The organism is Serratia bockelmannii (genome assembly GCF_008011855.1).
Lineage (GTDB): Bacteria > Pseudomonadota > Gammaproteobacteria > Enterobacterales > Enterobacteriaceae > Serratia > Serratia bockelmannii.
The window spans coordinates 330590-345683 of sequence record NZ_VOUX01000002.1; the positions used below are offsets into that span (position 1 = coordinate 330590).

Here is a 15094-nt window from a genome sequence, read left to right on the forward strand (position 1 = left end):
ACCAGAGGATTGCATGTCCAATTCAACATTCCCTAAAGGATTTTTATGGGGCGGCGCTTTAGCCGCCAACCAGGCGGAAGGCGGCTATCGCGAGGGCGGCAAAGGGCTGACCACCGTCGATATGATCCCGCACGGCTCGCACCGCATGGCGGTCAAACTCGGGCTGGAGAAGCGCTTTAGCCTGCGCGACGACGAGTTTTACCCCAGCCACGACGCCATCGATTTCTACCATCGCTACCGCGACGACATCGCGCTGATGGCGGAGATGGGCTTTACCGTGTTCCGCACCTCCATCGCCTGGAGCCGGATTTACCCCAACGGCGACGAGCTGACGCCCAACCCCGAGGGCATCGCCTTCTACCGCAGCCTGTTCGAAGAGTGCCGCCAATACGGCATCGAGCCACTGGTGACCCTGTGCCACTTCGACGTGCCGATGCACCTGGTGACCGAATACGGCTCCTGGCGCAGCCGCAAGATGGTGGAGTTCTTCACCCACTACGCCCGCACCTGCTTCGAAGCCTTCGACGGACTGGTGAAATACTGGCTGACCTTCAACGAGATCAACATCCTGCTGCACAGCCCGTTCTCCGGCGCGGGGCTGGTGTTTGAAGCGGACGAGAACCCCGAACAGGTGAAATACCAGGCCGCGCACCACGAACTGGTGGCCAGCGCGCTGGCGACGCGCATCGCCCACGAAGTGAACCCCGCCAACCAGGTGGGCTGCATGCTGGCCGGCGGCAACTTCTACCCGTGGTCCAGCAAGCCGGAAGACGTGTGGGCCGCGCTGGAGAAAGACCGCGAGAATCTGTTCTTTATCGACGTGCAGGCGCGCGGCGCTTACCCCTCCTACGCCGCCCGCGTCTTTCGCGAGAAAGGCGTGAGCATCGCGATGGCGCCGGAAGACGCCGACATCCTGAAACACACCGTCGACTTCGTCTCCTTCAGCTACTACGCCTCGCGCTGCGCCTCCGCCGACATGAACGACAACAACAGCAGCGCCGCCAACGTGGTGAAATCGCTGGCGAACCCGCACCTGCCGCGCAGCGACTGGGGCTGGGGCATCGATCCGCTGGGGCTGCGCATCACCATGAACATGATGTACGACCGCTACCAAAAGCCGCTGTTCCTGGTGGAAAACGGCCTGGGCGCGCACGATGAGTTCAATGCAGCAGGCGAAATTGAGGACGACTACCGCATCAGCTACCTGCGCGAACACATCCGCGCCATGGGCGACGCCATCGCCGACGGCGTGCCGGTGCTGGGTTACACCACCTGGGGCTGCATCGACCTGGTGGCCGCCTCGACCGGCGAAATGAGCAAACGCTACGGCTTTGTCTACGTCGACCGCGACGACCAGGGCAACGGCACCCTCGCCCGCACCCGCAAGAAATCGTTCTGGTGGTATAAGAAAGTGATTGCCAGCAACGGGGGGGATTTGGGGTAGGTTTGGGTCGGAGGCTAGGAGGGTTGGGCGCTGGTGGTGAGATTAGCGTGGGGGACGGAGGACTTCCAACCTAAGTTGATTGCCTTCCTGCCGCACAGCAAATTCGGCGACGAATTCACGCGCAGAGGGAAACTCGCCCGCCTGCTGTTTGTTGAGGGAGACCAGCTTCGCGGAGAAATGGTATTGCTGCCCCGGCGTAAATACGTAGCCCTCATCAGGGACGCACTGATTGGGGGCGACATCCCGCAGCGGATCGAAGAATTTGAACGTGCGGCTCTGCGCCTCATCCAATCGGTAGATCGAGATGCCCGCGAGTTTTTCGTCTCCCTGCGACTGAACGGTGATGCATACTTTGCCCTCACGCAGGCCGGCAGTTGCAGGGTAGTCTACGGGGATACGATCGCCTATCGACGGGCAGCCGGCGAGCAGGAAGGGGAAAGTGAGGGGGAAGATCCGTTTCATTTTGTCTCTGCGTTATCTGCTGCCCTGCGTGATATTTTCAATTTCGTAAGCGCCGTTGAGCTTTTTCACTTTGAAGTGAGCAATAAAGGCCCTGCCGGAAATATCCTGCAGGTTTCTGCGCTTCTCAATCGGCACAAAATTTAGCCTCATGCTATAGGTATGATTTTCCTGAAACGGGTAATCGTTCTGCGTAACGCAAATACCCTTTTTCAGATCCTGATTCCCCACCTCAATCAATTTCTCATCAGTATCACCAGTGAGATAGAGCGTATCTTGCCTCTCGTTTTCCTTTGGTGACGGAGAAATGCAGATGTCACCATTCGCTTTAGCATGGACGGTGATAGGGATATCCGGCGCATAGCGCTGATCGAGACGATCGCCAGTGCAGGCGCTCAGTAATGCTGCACCGAAAGCGATAAGTAAGAAATTAGCTTTCATCATATTCAAATATTTATAAATCTTAATGAGGAAATATTATCCATGAATGGATTGCTGATAATTCAACGCAAAGATGATATGCCGAATTGCGAGGTACATTCCAATCCTAAAAGTAAATAAACTGTAATTCCATACAGCTTATTTCTTCCTTTTACTGATAACGTTATAGTTTTTCCGCTGCGGCAAAATCCGCAGCCGGAGTTAGCGTTCCGAATCTGACATACTACCGCTGTATTATGTAATAATGCAGCAGCTTTAGTTCACTCCAAATAATGGTGACTCAGGCGGGGGCTTCGCAAGAAGCGCCGGTTCGTATGTCCCGGAGACGCTAACCCCGTCTGGGCTACCACCCGAGTTTAGCGTCTCTGGTGATAGTCATTAGCTAATGACATACGGAGATGCACCCATGACAAAGACTCCCACTACAGAATCCGTTGCAAGCACCCTTTCCCTCTACCGCCAACTGTTTGACCACCTCGATCTCAGCGCTTTTAACCCCTCTGAACTTTTAGACCTGGCTGCCCTCTCTGCCGAACAGGCGGAAGGTCTGTGCCACGGCCTGATGCTGTTCGGCCATTTACTGCAAAAGACCCCGCAGTTGGATGCCGAAGACTGGGAACAGTTGAATCGTTGTCTCAACGCTACAGCGCATCTGGTTCCTGTGTTGTGTAACCTTTATGGGCGTGCACTGCGGGAGATGGAAACCTGCGGCTAACGTAAGCGACAATCAGGGCGATACTCATCGCCCTTCCCACCCACGATTTCCAATAGATCTGACTGACATATCACAACAAAAACATTCATCAAGGTAGGCATTTCCTCCCCTACCTGGCATAGTTAACACATTCGGTAAATCGATGAGTTAACTGCTGGGTATTGATGCATACTGCTCTCGTCAGCAAGCACATTGCTCAGAGTCTACTCGGCAATGTGAGGGAGTGGTTTTGGCAACTGCAATAGAGGCGTTATCCTCAAAAGAATTCGTTTTAAAAGCCATCGAAGAATATAAGAAACTTGGCCGAGATGAATTCTTAAAACAACATAAAATTAAGCGATTTAAAAAACACACCCTTCATTATAATGGCGAGAAGTACGACATCCGCGGCATTGCCGCTAGAGCATACAGTGAGCAGCATGGCTATCCGTTAAAGGGAATCAACGCCGATAGCGGAACGGAAAAAGACATCCAATTTCTCAAAGATCTCGGTTTTGAGATCGTCGAAACGCCACATCCTTTTGACTATTTAACCGAGGGCAAACTGTACACACGCAAAGCACTTATCGAGCTCTACGGCGGGCAGCTGCAAGGCGGTATCTGGACCCCACGGGAATTTCCGGTGATCTTTATCTTCACCGGAGAAAGCGGCGAAACCTACGGCTATAAAGATGGATGGACAGCCGAAGGCAGCTTCTCTTATACGGGGGAAGGCCAAAAAGGCGATATGGAATTTATTCGAGGTAATAAATCCATCCGCGACCATAAAAAAGATGGCAAAGACATCTTCCTGTTCGAAGACAACAAGAAAGAAAAAGGCGTTCGCTATCTTGGCATGTTCGAGTGTGATTCTTGGGATCATATTCAGTGCTTAGACTTAGAAAATAACATGCGCCAAGGCATTACCTTTAACCTGTTCAAAGTCTCATCACTGCACGCGGTTGAAGAAGATGCAGACACCGATGAAGCCGATACGCAGACAGAAACGCTCGAACAGTTACGCAAGAAGGCACTGCAGTCCTCAAAACAATCGGGCCAGCGCCAACAGAGCGACAGCAAAAAATCCTGGTTCAAACGCAGCGAAGACGTAAAAAAATACGTGCTGCGGCGCGCCAATGGCATCTGTGAAGCCTGCGACCAGCCGGCACCATTCAAGAAAAGGAACGGCGAGCCCTACCTTGAACCCCATCACACTAAACGCTTAGCCGACGAAGGTCCCGATCACCCGCAGTGGGTGGGCGCCATCTGCCCAACTTGCCATCGGCGGATTCATAGCGGGGTGGATGGGAAAGAGGTGAACAAGAAGCTGATGGTGAAGTTGGAGTTGAAAGAGGCAGCTATCGGTTAAAAGTTGCCTTCAACAGCGTGTGGACTGAGCCAGGCACTGGCATGTTAACTTTCCGTCGAAATGGTTTTACTTTTGCTTCAACGGTAAGATTGCCTCCAAGTTAAGTAACATCACGTAAGCCTGCCGGGGAGACTACGTGGCTAAGCAAACCGGCGAAGACAGAACACTAATGAGATTTAAAAATGAATACCTCTGAGGACTTCAACCGGCTTTATGCCGACGTGGGACGTAACATTGAGCAAACATTAGCTGATATTGCAGGACTTCACGTCGAGAACGAAGCTGCTAAAAAGCAGCTTAATGCGATGACGGCGCAACTGCAGATTCTGCAGAATACTTTCAACCAGAAGTTATCCTATCTGCAGGAACATGCCGAGTGGGACAAATTTACGCTCGCGTTTTTTGGCGAAACCAACGCGGGCAAAAGTACTATTATCGAATCTCTGCGGATAGTGTTTGATGAAACCTCCCGCCGACAATTGCTGCAAAATAATCAAAACGATCTACAAAAAGCCGAGCAAGAACTGCGCGAGCACTTGACGCAATTACGCGATGATTTAGGGCGGATTTACAGCGATGTTGTCGATAAAATTAGTGCTATGAGTTTTTCCGCCATCCGCTTGCAGCAAATCATTACCAATGAAAGTGCCTTACGATTAAAAATGGAAGAAGAGGCGAATAAAGCACATCAGTTGCTGGAACAAAATGAAAGTCAGTCGCGTCTACAAATTTTGCAACAGCGAACCAGTACTAAGTCGCGTATCACCCTGCTTGTCACTGCCTTTGTGGGGGTGGTAGTTGGTGCTGGAGCAGTTCTGCTAATTAATCTCCTGACGGGGCATTAGGGATGAGTGATGCACTTTATCTTGCAGAGAAAAACCCTGAACGGCTGGCTGATGTCAGCCTCAGCGAACGTAAATCGGCGCTCAACATTCAGAAATTACTGGATCAAAGTTTGTCGTGTCTTATCCAGTCAGTTATCCGGACGGAAAAGTTAAAAAATACGGCAAAGCGCGTCGATGGCTTAATTATTGGTACTGGCGAGTCAGATTTTACCAAAGGAAATACCCATTACACGTTACATATCGACGATAAAGACTTTCAACTGATTGACGTACCGGGGATTGAAGGTAATGAGACCCGCTACGTTCATCTTGTGAAAGAAGCCATTGCGCAAGCACATATGGTGGTTTACGTCAACGGGACCAACAAGAAACCCGAAACTGCGACTGCAGAGAAAATTAAGTCATATCTAGAATATGGCACGCAGGTTTATCCGCTGGTCAACGTTCGTGGTTTTTCCGAAGCCTATGAGTTCGAAGAGGATCGTCTGGAGCTCGCTCAGCAGGGCGGTGCTGGCGACGCACTACGCCAGACCGTTGAAGCGCTGGCTCCAGTCTTAGGGGCGGTAGTGCTACAGAAGGGCCATTGTGTTCAGGGGTTGCTTGCATTTTCGGCGCTGGCGTATGACGACAGTACGCAAAGTACGAGCATTCACCCTTCCCGGGAGCATAACCTGGTAGTATCCCAACAGGAGTTTCTGGACGTGTTCCCTAGCCGTCAGGAAATGCGGACATTTAGCCAGATTGACGCGGTTGCACAGACCATCAGAAATAAAGTTGCTACCTTCCGTGAAGATATTGTCGAAAGCAATAAAGGCAAAGTCCGTGAGACGTTGGGGCAATATTTACAGGTGCTGGAGGAGCAGTTAACCAGCCATCGACGCTTTCTGAAAAAGACGGAGCCGGAGTTTGAAAAATGTCGGGTTGCATTCAGGAATGCAGTTGCGGAGTTTGAACGCCGTATTGTGAATAACCGCCGCAACCGCTGGAATACCTTTTTTAACGAGCTGGCGGATGCCAGTGACGCTATTGTCGAAGACGATTTCGGCGATAGCGACACGATATCTCAACGGATTCAGCGCGAGTTTAAAAAACGACGCATCAGCGTTGAGGAAGAAATGCTGAAGGATACAGAACAAGCCGTGGAGGTACTACAGCAACAGATGCTTCAGGCGGTGGAGCGCCTGCTGGAAGATATCAAGCATGTGGAATTTCAACAACGCGTTAGTTTTGAGCGTAGCGGCGGCATCAATTTTGGTAGTGATATGGTACTGGGCTACGACCTTGGTTTGGGCGATTTTGGCTCTATGGTTTTCAAAATTGGCAGCTATGCGATGACAGGTGGCACTATCGGCAGCGCATTCCCGGTGATTGGAACAGCAATTGGTGCCATAGCTGGGGCGCTTGTGGGCGTGGTCATGACGGTGATCGGCTTTTTTACCAGCAAATCGTCAAAAATTCGCAAAGCACAGAGAAAAGTGCGTGACAAGCTGGAGGGGGCGAGGGAGAAAGCCCTGGACGGCGTGCCCGCAGAGGCCCAGAAACTGGTTGCAGCCATAGATAAAGAACTCCAAAGCGGCCTGTTGAAAAAAATAAATGATATGCAGAGTGCCTTGCAGCAGCCAATTACAATTTTTGAAACGCAAATTATCCGAATAACACGATTAAAAAATCAACTTGAGACGATGCCTTATGGAACAATTCAAACAGTTCAGTATAGAGAAGCAGGCAGCCATTGATTCGCTATTACAATTGCGCAGCATGTTAGAGACGCTGGGTGAAATGGAGATAGACATTGGTGATGACCTACAAAAAATAGCTTCCGCTATTACCGCCGTTGAATCTGATGTACTGCGCATTGCGTTGCTTGGCGCGTTTTCCGACGGCAAGACCAGCGTTATCGCCGCCTGGATGGGCAAAATCATGGAAGATATGAATATCTCCATGGATGAGTCCTCCGATCGGTTGAGTATTTACAAACCAGAGGGCTTGCCAGGCCAATGTGAGATTGTCGATACGCCGGGGCTATTTGGTGATAAGGAGCGCGAGATCGACGGTAAACAAGTGATATATGAAGACCTGACCAAACGCTATATTTCTGAAGCGCATCTGATTTTTTACGTGGTTGATGCCACCAATCCGCTTAAAGAAAGCCACAACGACATCGTAAAATGGGTTTTGCGCGACCTGAATAAGCTGTCTTCAACCATCTTTGTGATTAATAAAATGGATGAAGTAGCTAACCTAACGAACCAAGTGTTGTTTGACGAGCAGGCGGTCATAAAAAAAGAGAATTTGAAAAGCAAATTGCAGCGCGCCGCTAATCTCAACGCGGCAGAATGCGAACGGTTGAAGATCGTATGCATAGCCTCAAATCCAAACGGTCGCGGTCTGCCATTCTGGTTCGGCAAACCTGAACATTACGAAAGCCGCTCGCGCATTAACGATCTTAAAAACACCGCTGCCGAGATTCTGAAAGCCAATGTACCTGAAGTACTTTTGGCGAAAACCGGCATGGACGTTGTGAAGGATATTGTTAGTAAGCGCGTTACACAGGCGAGCTTACAGCTCAACGAACTAAATACCTTTGTTGAGAAAAATGAAGAGGATACGCGTCGCTTTCGTAACGATATAACGCAGAGTCGTACAGAGGTTAAAAGGCTGGCTGGTGAACTATTTGAAGAGCTGAACCAGATGGAAAAACAGCTGATGAGTCAGCTGCGTCCACTCAGCCTGGAAGATATCCGCCCGTTTATGGACGATGAACTGGGATATACGCAAGAGGGGGTTGGCTTTAAACTTCACCTGCGCATTAAGCTGTCTGTCGATCGTTTTTTCGATCAGTCGACAGCGGTCACACAACGCTTATCTGATGACATCACTCGTCAGCTAAACTCCAGTGAAAGCTTTTTAAGCGGCCTGAGCGAAGGTGCTTTTCGCTCCCTTGGCGGGGCCTTTCAGGGCGTGTCGAAAATTAGCCCGGCGACGCTGAAAACGACTATTTTTGCTGCACGCGATACGATTGGCAAACTCACGGGATATGTCTATAAATTTAAACCTTGGCAGGCCACCAAACTGGCCGGAGGTATTGCCAAATGGGCAGGCCCAGCGGGCGCAGCGTTTACGATTGGCTCCGATCTATGGGATGCCTATAAAGCACATGAGCGGGAGCGGGAACTGGAAGAAGTAAAAGCCTCGCTGGTGAAAATCATTAAAGAGCCGTTTAAAGATATCTATGACGTGCTGATCTCAGATGAAAAAATGTTCGCCTTTTTTGCGCCGCAGATTCAAAACATGGAACTGGTCATCACTGAAATGATGGGGAAAAGCCACGCTATTCGTGAGAGCCAGCAAAAACTGACCCTTATCCAGTCACAACTTGCACATTTAACGCTGCCCGCGCCGGTAGCCCCATCAGTCTGATTTGAATGCCGCTCTACCTCTTCAGAAATCGGTGGCGGTAGAGCGGTAAAATATTGGCTCTTTAAGAGGTACTTCTATCAGTCTAAAACTGGCGATTAACGAGCTATGAAAAATGTATGCAAAAGCAAGCAGCAGATCATAAATTAAACCAAGGAAATAGGTATGGCATCCGCGTTAGGTTGGCTTGATCACGATGCAAACGCACAGGCCAAAACGTTAAATATTCTTGCGCTCTTTCAACAAAAAGAGAGCCGAGATGAGCTGGGTATCGGCACTATCAGAGATAGTTTTGCTGAACAACTATTTCCAGGAACCAGCACCATTCAAACCCGTTTACGCTACATGCTTTTTGTTCCATGGATCTATCAGCGTCTCGAAAATAAACGCATATCCGCTGCAAACTTTGGTTCCCAGGCCGACCGGGACGAACGCGCCTTAATTATTCCCCTCTCCCGGCTCGAAGAAGATTCGGCCGGTACATTTGGTAAAAACTCACGCGAAAAGCTTAAACGCCTGCCCAGCTCCGTTTACTGGTCTGGGCTGCGGCGCTGGGGTATTCGCGAGATCCTGTGGTCGCAGGAAGAATATCATCGACGTGTTGATGAACTTTATCGCTCACGCACTGAAATCAGTGAGCAGAAATATAAAGAAGAAAATCGTGGTGATATGGGCGACACCAGCTTGTACAAACCAGCCCAGAGCTGGCACTCCAGCCTGCCTGCGCCACCGCCCAATTTTCCTGATGATGCAACGTTTGCACTAACACGCCAGGAAGCCAGCTTTCTTCGCGACCGTATTCAATTGTCCTGCAAAGGCAGTCTGTTGGCTTGGCTGACGCTGCATAGCGAACCAGCAGATGTGAGTTCACCATGGGAACATCCGGATTACGCGAAATTCCCGGACGATCTCAAGGAACTGTTGACTCACGCGCGGCTTTTTTCTTATGCGATGCACGGCGCAGCCCTGCTTTATAACTATTTACTTGCCAAAGAACGAGCAGATAACGACCTTCTGTCTCAACACCATGACAGCTTCGTCGCTTGGTTTACCTCACTCCCCCGCAAGGACATCTCGACCTGGTCGCTCGAGCGCATGTGGGAACTCACCGCCGGGCCGGACTATAGCATTAGTCTCAAGACCCGCCGCTTTGTGGGACAGTGGATTACCCTTATCCGACAATCCTCTGGGACATTACTCACCAGTAAAGAAGCCTGTGCACTTATCCGTGCCCGCGAAATAGCGCTTAAAGGCCCGCGTTCACGCTTTAAAAACAGACGTGCACTGGAGCAATGGAGTGGATATGCCGGAACCTTGCGGCTGGTTTATCGCTGGCATAACGTCCAGATAGTGCTTAACGATCTGGCGCAAGGTCTCAGGAGAGAAGAATGTTAAACCCCAACAATCGCAGCTTATATACTTCGGCACTGACCTCTCCACCCGGCATGGTGTTTGATGAAGCCATCGCCACCAGCTTTTCACTCGACCCGGTATTTTTACTGCAGGCGCCTGTCTATTTGGCGTTCACAGCGACTGACAGCAATCGTGCTCAGGATCCGCTGTCCATTTTTGAAGCCATTCGTCGTTATTCCGAACGGATCACGGTGTACGTCCAAAAAGGGCGTATTCAAATCCCCATAAAGCTCAAGCCCAACCCCTTATTCGGCCTGCTTGAGGAGATGATTGCTGAATCAACAGCCAAAGGCCGCGGAGTCTTTCACCCCAAAACCTGGGCGATCCGTTTTATCAATCCTGAAACAGACGAAGTGATGTACCGGCTGGTCGTACTGAGTCGAAATTTAACTACCGATTCATCCTGGGACCTCTCTTTGCAACTGGACGGCTACCCCGTAAAACGTAAGCAAAGTGCCAATAAAGCGCTGGTGCATTTATTCTCCACACTGCCCAAACGGGCGACGGGAAAAATGGCGAAACATCGCCGAGCGCAGGCGCAGCGCTTTGCAGATGAACTGTTGTATGTGGAATGGGAATGTCCCGCTGGCTTTGATGAGGTCGCGTTTTTCCTGCCTGGCGAAGGATACGACTGGCAGCCACCCGAATCGGAACGCGCGGTGGTTATCTCACCATTTTGCACCGACGAGGCACTGCAACACATCGTGAAGCATTGCCAGCAAGCCGATGCGCTGATTTCACGCCCGGACACTCTGCTTGCCTTGAGTGAAGAGACGCGCGGCCTTTTCACACGTCAGCTTCACCTTGACGATGCCGCAGAAGAGCAAGCATCCGACGAGAATACCCCTGACGACATCATCGCTTCCGGCCTGCATGCCAAAGCGTATCTGTTTGAAAATGGCCAGGACAGCGAGCTGGTTCTGGGTTCAGCAAATGCCACCAACGCAGCACTACTGGGGAAAACGAACTGCGAAATTTTAGTTTCGCTCAAGGGTAAGAAAAAGCACATAGGCACCATTGATGACCTTCTGAGCAGCGATGGAATGGAAAGCTATCTGCAAGATTTCGACCCTGCCCAGCCGTTTGAACCCGATGTCCTGCGTGTAGAAGCCGAGTCCCACGTTGAACAGGCACGTGAGTTGCTCGCCGACGCCGAATTGACTCTTCACTGTCACCCCGGTGGAAACGACCAAAGCTGGGCATTGTGGCTTGTCGGTGAAATTCCTGAGCTACCGGGTATCGTGCAGGTAACTGCGTGGCCCGTGACGGTATCAGACGGACTTGGCTGTAGCCTGCTGGACCCGGCCGATGGGAATAAAAGAGCACTCGGTGAGTTTTCAGTCCCAGCCATTACCGGGCTGACAGCGTTTTCCCTTAAAACATCGCACCCGGATGTATCGGTCAGATTTGTCCTCAATCTGCCGATTGATACCTTACCCCCCGATCGCCACGCAATGATTTTACAAAGCAGCATGCAGAAACAGGATTTTCTGCGTTATCTGTTGATGTTGATAGGCGAGGCGGGACAGCAATCCTTCTTTGCCGAAAACGCCTTTGGCGATGGCCATTTCTTTACAAGGCTTGCCAGTGGCGAAGAATTTGCCGTGCTGGAAGAGCTGACGCGTATCTATAGCCGTGAGCCTGAACGCTTAAAAGATATCGCCGCGCTGATTGGCAATATGCGCAAAGGACAAAGCGACATGATTCCGCAAGATTTTCTTGCTTTGTGGGCCGTATTTGAATCAGCCATGGGAGGACGAAATGGCCGATAAGCACCCCAGTATTATCGCCCCGCTCACGGGATTGAAAGATTTTCAGCAACGCACCGTAAATTATGTTTTTCAGCAATTTTACGGTGATAAACAGCAAAATCGCTTTCTGGTCGCCGATGAAGTTGGTCTGGGAAAAACGATGGTTGCCCGCGGCATCATCGCCAAAGCCATCGAGCATTTACAGGATAAAGTTGACCGTATCGACATCATTTATATCTGTTCAAATGCGGCTATCGCTGCGCAGAATATCAAGCGCCTGAATGTCAGCAATGAGACGCAATTTTCGCACTCAACCCGCCTGACACTCCTGCCAAAACAGGTACGGTCTCTGCGCAAAAACAGAATCAATTTTATCAGTCTAACGCCGAATACCGCCCTCGATCATACCCGCAGTCGTGGCGGCCATAAAGAAGAGCGCGCGATCCTGTATCGCATTTTGTACGATTTACCGCTGGCTAAAGGCGAGCGTCGTGAACGTTTACGCATGGGTATGCTTAACCTGCTTCAGGCAACAGCAAATCGGCCAGGCTGGTGTTCCGCGGTTGACCAGCTTTCTGTCGACGACATTGACAGGGAACTGGCAAAAGATTTTCGCCGCCAGGTTCTGGACGATACCGAACTGTACGCTCAACTCAAAGAAGGTTGTGAATGTTTTGCCGATAATGACGAGGACGGCGAAACACACGATTCTGAACTGCGTTACGCCCTGATCGGCAAACTCAGAAGCAAACTGGCTTCCGTGTGCTTATCTGCGCTGGAACCCGATCTGGTTATCCTTGATGAATTTCAGCGATTTAAAGCCTTACTCGATGGTGACGATGAAGCCGCACTGCTGGCCAAAGCGCTCTTTGAGCAGCCCGACGTGCGCGTGCTCTTGCTCTCAGCGACCCCGTATAAAATGTTCACCCTCGATCAGGAAAGCGAAGAAGATAACCACTACGCCGACTTTATCCGTACATTGCAGTTTTTGTACAACGATGACAGTCAAATCAAAGATATTCAGCGGCACTTGCTCCATCACCGTACCGCATTGCACGCTTCAGAAAACGCAGCGGAGACAAAAAAAGCACTGGAGCAGGCTTTATTACAGGTAATGTGCCGTACCGAACGGGTAACGATGACTCAAAAGTTGGATGCGATGACGAAAGAAGTCTCGCAACCGGCAATGATTACGCCAGCCGACCTTTATCACGCGGCAGCCGTTGATGGCGTAGCCATGGAAGTACAAGCTCGCGATATCCTCGAATACTGGAAATCGATACCTTATCTTTTCAATTTCCTGAAACATTACGAATTACGAACCCTTATGGATAAGGCACTGAAATCCCCTTCTGATGCGTTGCGTAAACTCGTTAAATCAGCAAAACCTCAGTTGCTGACGAAGGCAAAGCTGGAACGCTACCAACCGTTAGATGCCGCAAATCCCCGTATGCGGATGCTGTTTGAAGACACGCTGGATAAAGGCATGTGGCAGCTTTTGTGGATGCCGCCATCACTGCCTTACGTGACACCAGACGGGGTATATGCCAACAAAGGCAGCCTGACCAAAACGCTGGTCTTTTCCGCCTGGAGTGCAGTACCCAATGCAATTGCCACTGTCTGCTCTTATGAAGCCGAACGACGCATGATTGGTTCCGATCCCCAAATTCTGCACAGCCAGTTCAAGAAAAAAGTAAAACCCCTGCTCAATTTTGCGAAATCATCAAAAGATGGTCGCCTCACCGGCATGCCCGTTATTGCCTGGATGCTACCGTCACCGACGCTCGCACGTCATATCGATCCACTTGAAATTGCCCGCCAAAACGCCGGCGAGCCGCTGAGCGTGAAGGCCGTAAGAGCGATTGCAACAGCGAAATGTGAAGCGCTGCTTGAGACACTGGGCAATGGCGGGCCGGGGCCCCGTGCGGACGAACGCTGGTACTGGGCAGCCCCAGCGTTGTTGGATGCCCGTACCGCAACGCCAGACTGGTGGCAGGGTGAACATTACTGGTACACCGGGCCATCCCAGGATGAACCGGCTGAGAACTTCCAGGAACATATCGATCAGTTTGCCGGGATGGCAAATGGTGACATCCCTCTCGGCCCACGCCCTGACGATCTGACAGAGGTTCTCTGTGACTTCGCGCTTGCCAGCCCCGGCACATGTGCCCTCCGGGCGCTCAGCCGTATCGGCACAGGACTGAGAATCGATTCGGCAGAGATGTTGTCTGCCGCAGCGAAGATAGCCTCTGGATTTCGTTCGCTCTACAACCTGGCAGAGAGCATTTCGCTTCTGCGCGGCACCGGGGATGATACTTACTGGCGGCTAACACTGCGTTATGGCATTGATGGCAACATTCAGGCCATGCTGGATGAGTATGTCCATACGCTGCTGGAGTCGATGGGGTTACAGCATGAGCCAGCCGGGGAGCAACTGGCGGCTATTGCGTCCCGTATTCAAGCTGTGGTTTCACTGCGTACCACACAATTGAATGTTGAAGAGTTCAAAACGAACAAGGGCAATTATACCTGGAGCGATTTATATACACGTTGTCGCTTTGCTTTACGCTACGGTCAGTTGAGAGACGACACGGATCAAGCCGTCGCACATGCTGAATCGGTAAAAGATGCGTTTAACTCCCCCTTCCACCCCTTTGTATTGGCTTCCACCTCAATCGGGCAAGAGGGGCTCGATTTTCACACCTGGTGTCATGCGGTGATGCACTGGAATCTACCGTCAAACCCGGTCGATCTAGAACAGCGTGAAGGACGAGTACACCGTTATAAGGGCCATGCGGTAAGGAAGAATATTGCCGAGCATTATGGTTTGAGTGCACTGTATTCACTGGCAGAAAGTGCAGATCCATGGGCACAGCTCTTCGCGCTTGCGGCAAGCCAGCGCAAAGCTGGACAGTCGGATCTGATTCCCTACTGGATTTTTGAAGAAGGGACCTCTCGCGTCGAACGCAGGGTTCCCATACTGCCGTACAGCAAAGAAAGCATTAAGTTTAAGCGGCTCAAGCGAGAACTTGCACTCTACCGTATTGTCTTTGGCCAGCCGCGCCAGGAAGATTTACTGTTCGGCCTGAAACATAGTGGCGATGAGTCTTTAACGGATATGGCACAGTGGCTTATCTCTCTTGAACCACCAAAGGTGTGATCCACTGAAGGTATCCGCCTCCTTTTGTAGCCATAAGGTTAGTTGGTCGGAGAGTTACCGATAAGACTATCCCTTTATGATAGGATGTAACCTAACAAAAC

At 50.9% G+C, this 15094-nt stretch carries 11 protein-coding genes; 9 read left to right on the top strand and 2 right to left on the bottom strand.

What is annotated here, in order from left to right:
- The first annotated feature begins 13 nt into the window (after positions 1-13).
- Entirely contained in the window at positions 14-1444 is a 1431-nt protein-coding gene (locus FOT55_RS03640) for a 6-phospho-beta-glucosidase (RefSeq protein WP_147823115.1), read from the top strand.
- Positions 1445-1486: 42 nt separating this feature from the next.
- Here FOT55_RS03640 and FOT55_RS03645 read toward each other — a convergent pair whose 3' ends face one another.
- Entirely contained in the window at positions 1487-1906 is a 420-nt protein-coding gene (locus FOT55_RS03645) for a putative T6SS immunity periplasmic lipoprotein (RefSeq protein ID WP_147823116.1), read from the bottom strand.
- 12 nt (positions 1907-1918) lie between these two features.
- Positions 1919-2344 (bottom strand): putative T6SS immunity periplasmic lipoprotein, encoded by a 426-nt coding sequence (locus tag FOT55_RS03650; RefSeq protein WP_147823168.1) that lies wholly within the window; start codon positions 2342-2344, stop codon positions 1919-1921.
- 406 nt (positions 2345-2750) lie between these two features.
- Between FOT55_RS03650 and FOT55_RS03655 the strand changes: the two genes are divergently transcribed.
- From FOT55_RS03655 to FOT55_RS03690, 8 genes are all read left to right on the top strand, one after another.
- On the top strand, positions 2751-3059 hold the full coding sequence (locus FOT55_RS03655; RefSeq protein WP_147823117.1) for a hypothetical protein: 309 nt from the start codon (positions 2751-2753) through the stop codon (positions 3057-3059).
- Between the two features lie 223 nt (positions 3060-3282).
- Positions 3283-4407: an HNH endonuclease gene (locus FOT55_RS03660; protein WP_238476087.1), complete on the top strand. Its 1125-nt coding sequence runs from the start codon at positions 3283-3285 to the stop codon at positions 4405-4407.
- A 182-nt stretch (positions 4408-4589) separates the two neighbouring features.
- A complete protein-coding gene (locus FOT55_RS03665) occupies positions 4590-5252 on the top strand; it encodes a hypothetical protein (RefSeq protein WP_238476088.1) in 663 nt (220 codons plus the stop codon).
- 2 nt (positions 5253-5254) lie between these two features.
- Entirely contained in the window at positions 5255-6988 is a 1734-nt protein-coding gene (locus FOT55_RS03670; protein WP_147823119.1) for a YtxH domain-containing protein, read from the top strand.
- Positions 6942-8672, top strand: a complete 1731-nt coding sequence (locus FOT55_RS03675; RefSeq protein ID WP_147823120.1) for a LeoA/HP0731 family dynamin-like GTPase — start codon at positions 6942-6944, stop codon at positions 8670-8672. The genes FOT55_RS03670 and FOT55_RS03675 overlap by 47 nt, the downstream gene beginning before the upstream one ends.
- A 162-nt stretch (positions 8673-8834) precedes the next feature.
- A complete protein-coding gene (locus FOT55_RS03680; protein WP_147823121.1) occupies positions 8835-10064 on the top strand; it encodes a DUF6361 family protein in 1230 nt (409 codons plus the stop codon).
- On the top strand, positions 10058-11854 hold the full coding sequence (locus FOT55_RS03685; RefSeq protein WP_147823122.1) for a phospholipase D family protein: 1797 nt from the start codon (positions 10058-10060) through the stop codon (positions 11852-11854). The genes FOT55_RS03680 and FOT55_RS03685 overlap by 7 nt, the downstream gene beginning before the upstream one ends.
- Complete coding sequence (locus tag FOT55_RS03690; protein ID WP_147823123.1) at positions 11844-14993, top strand: DEAD/DEAH box helicase; 3150 nt, start codon at positions 11844-11846, stop codon at positions 14991-14993. Before FOT55_RS03685 ends, FOT55_RS03690 begins: the two co-directional genes overlap by 11 nt.
- Positions 14994-15094: the final 101 nt, after the last annotated feature.

Excerpts from the sequence above, each read along its gene's own strand:
- FOT55_RS03645 (WP_147823116.1), bottom strand. The coding sequence starts at position 1,906 with ATGAAACGGATCTTCCCCCTCACTTTCCCCTTCCTGCTCGCCGGCTGC.
- FOT55_RS03675 (WP_147823120.1), top strand. The coding sequence starts at position 6,942 with ATGGAACAATTCAAACAGTTCAGTATAGAGAAGCAGGCAGCCATTGAT.
- FOT55_RS03650 (WP_147823168.1), bottom strand. The coding sequence starts at position 2,344 with ATGAAAGCTAATTTCTTACTTATCGCTTTCGGTGCAGCATTACTGAGC.
- FOT55_RS03640 (WP_147823115.1), top strand. The coding sequence starts at position 14 with ATGTCCAATTCAACATTCCCTAAAGGATTTTTATGGGGCGGCGCTTTA.
- FOT55_RS03680 (WP_147823121.1), top strand. The coding sequence starts at position 8,835 with ATGGCATCCGCGTTAGGTTGGCTTGATCACGATGCAAACGCACAGGCC.
- FOT55_RS03690 (WP_147823123.1), top strand. The coding sequence starts at position 11,844 with ATGGCCGATAAGCACCCCAGTATTATCGCCCCGCTCACGGGATTGAAA.
- FOT55_RS03655 (WP_147823117.1), top strand. The coding sequence starts at position 2,751 with ATGACAAAGACTCCCACTACAGAATCCGTTGCAAGCACCCTTTCCCTC.
- FOT55_RS03685 (WP_147823122.1), top strand. The coding sequence starts at position 10,058 with ATGTTAAACCCCAACAATCGCAGCTTATATACTTCGGCACTGACCTCT.
- FOT55_RS03665 (WP_238476088.1), top strand. The coding sequence starts at position 4,590 with ATGAATACCTCTGAGGACTTCAACCGGCTTTATGCCGACGTGGGACGT.
- FOT55_RS03670 (WP_147823119.1), top strand. The coding sequence starts at position 5,255 with ATGAGTGATGCACTTTATCTTGCAGAGAAAAACCCTGAACGGCTGGCT.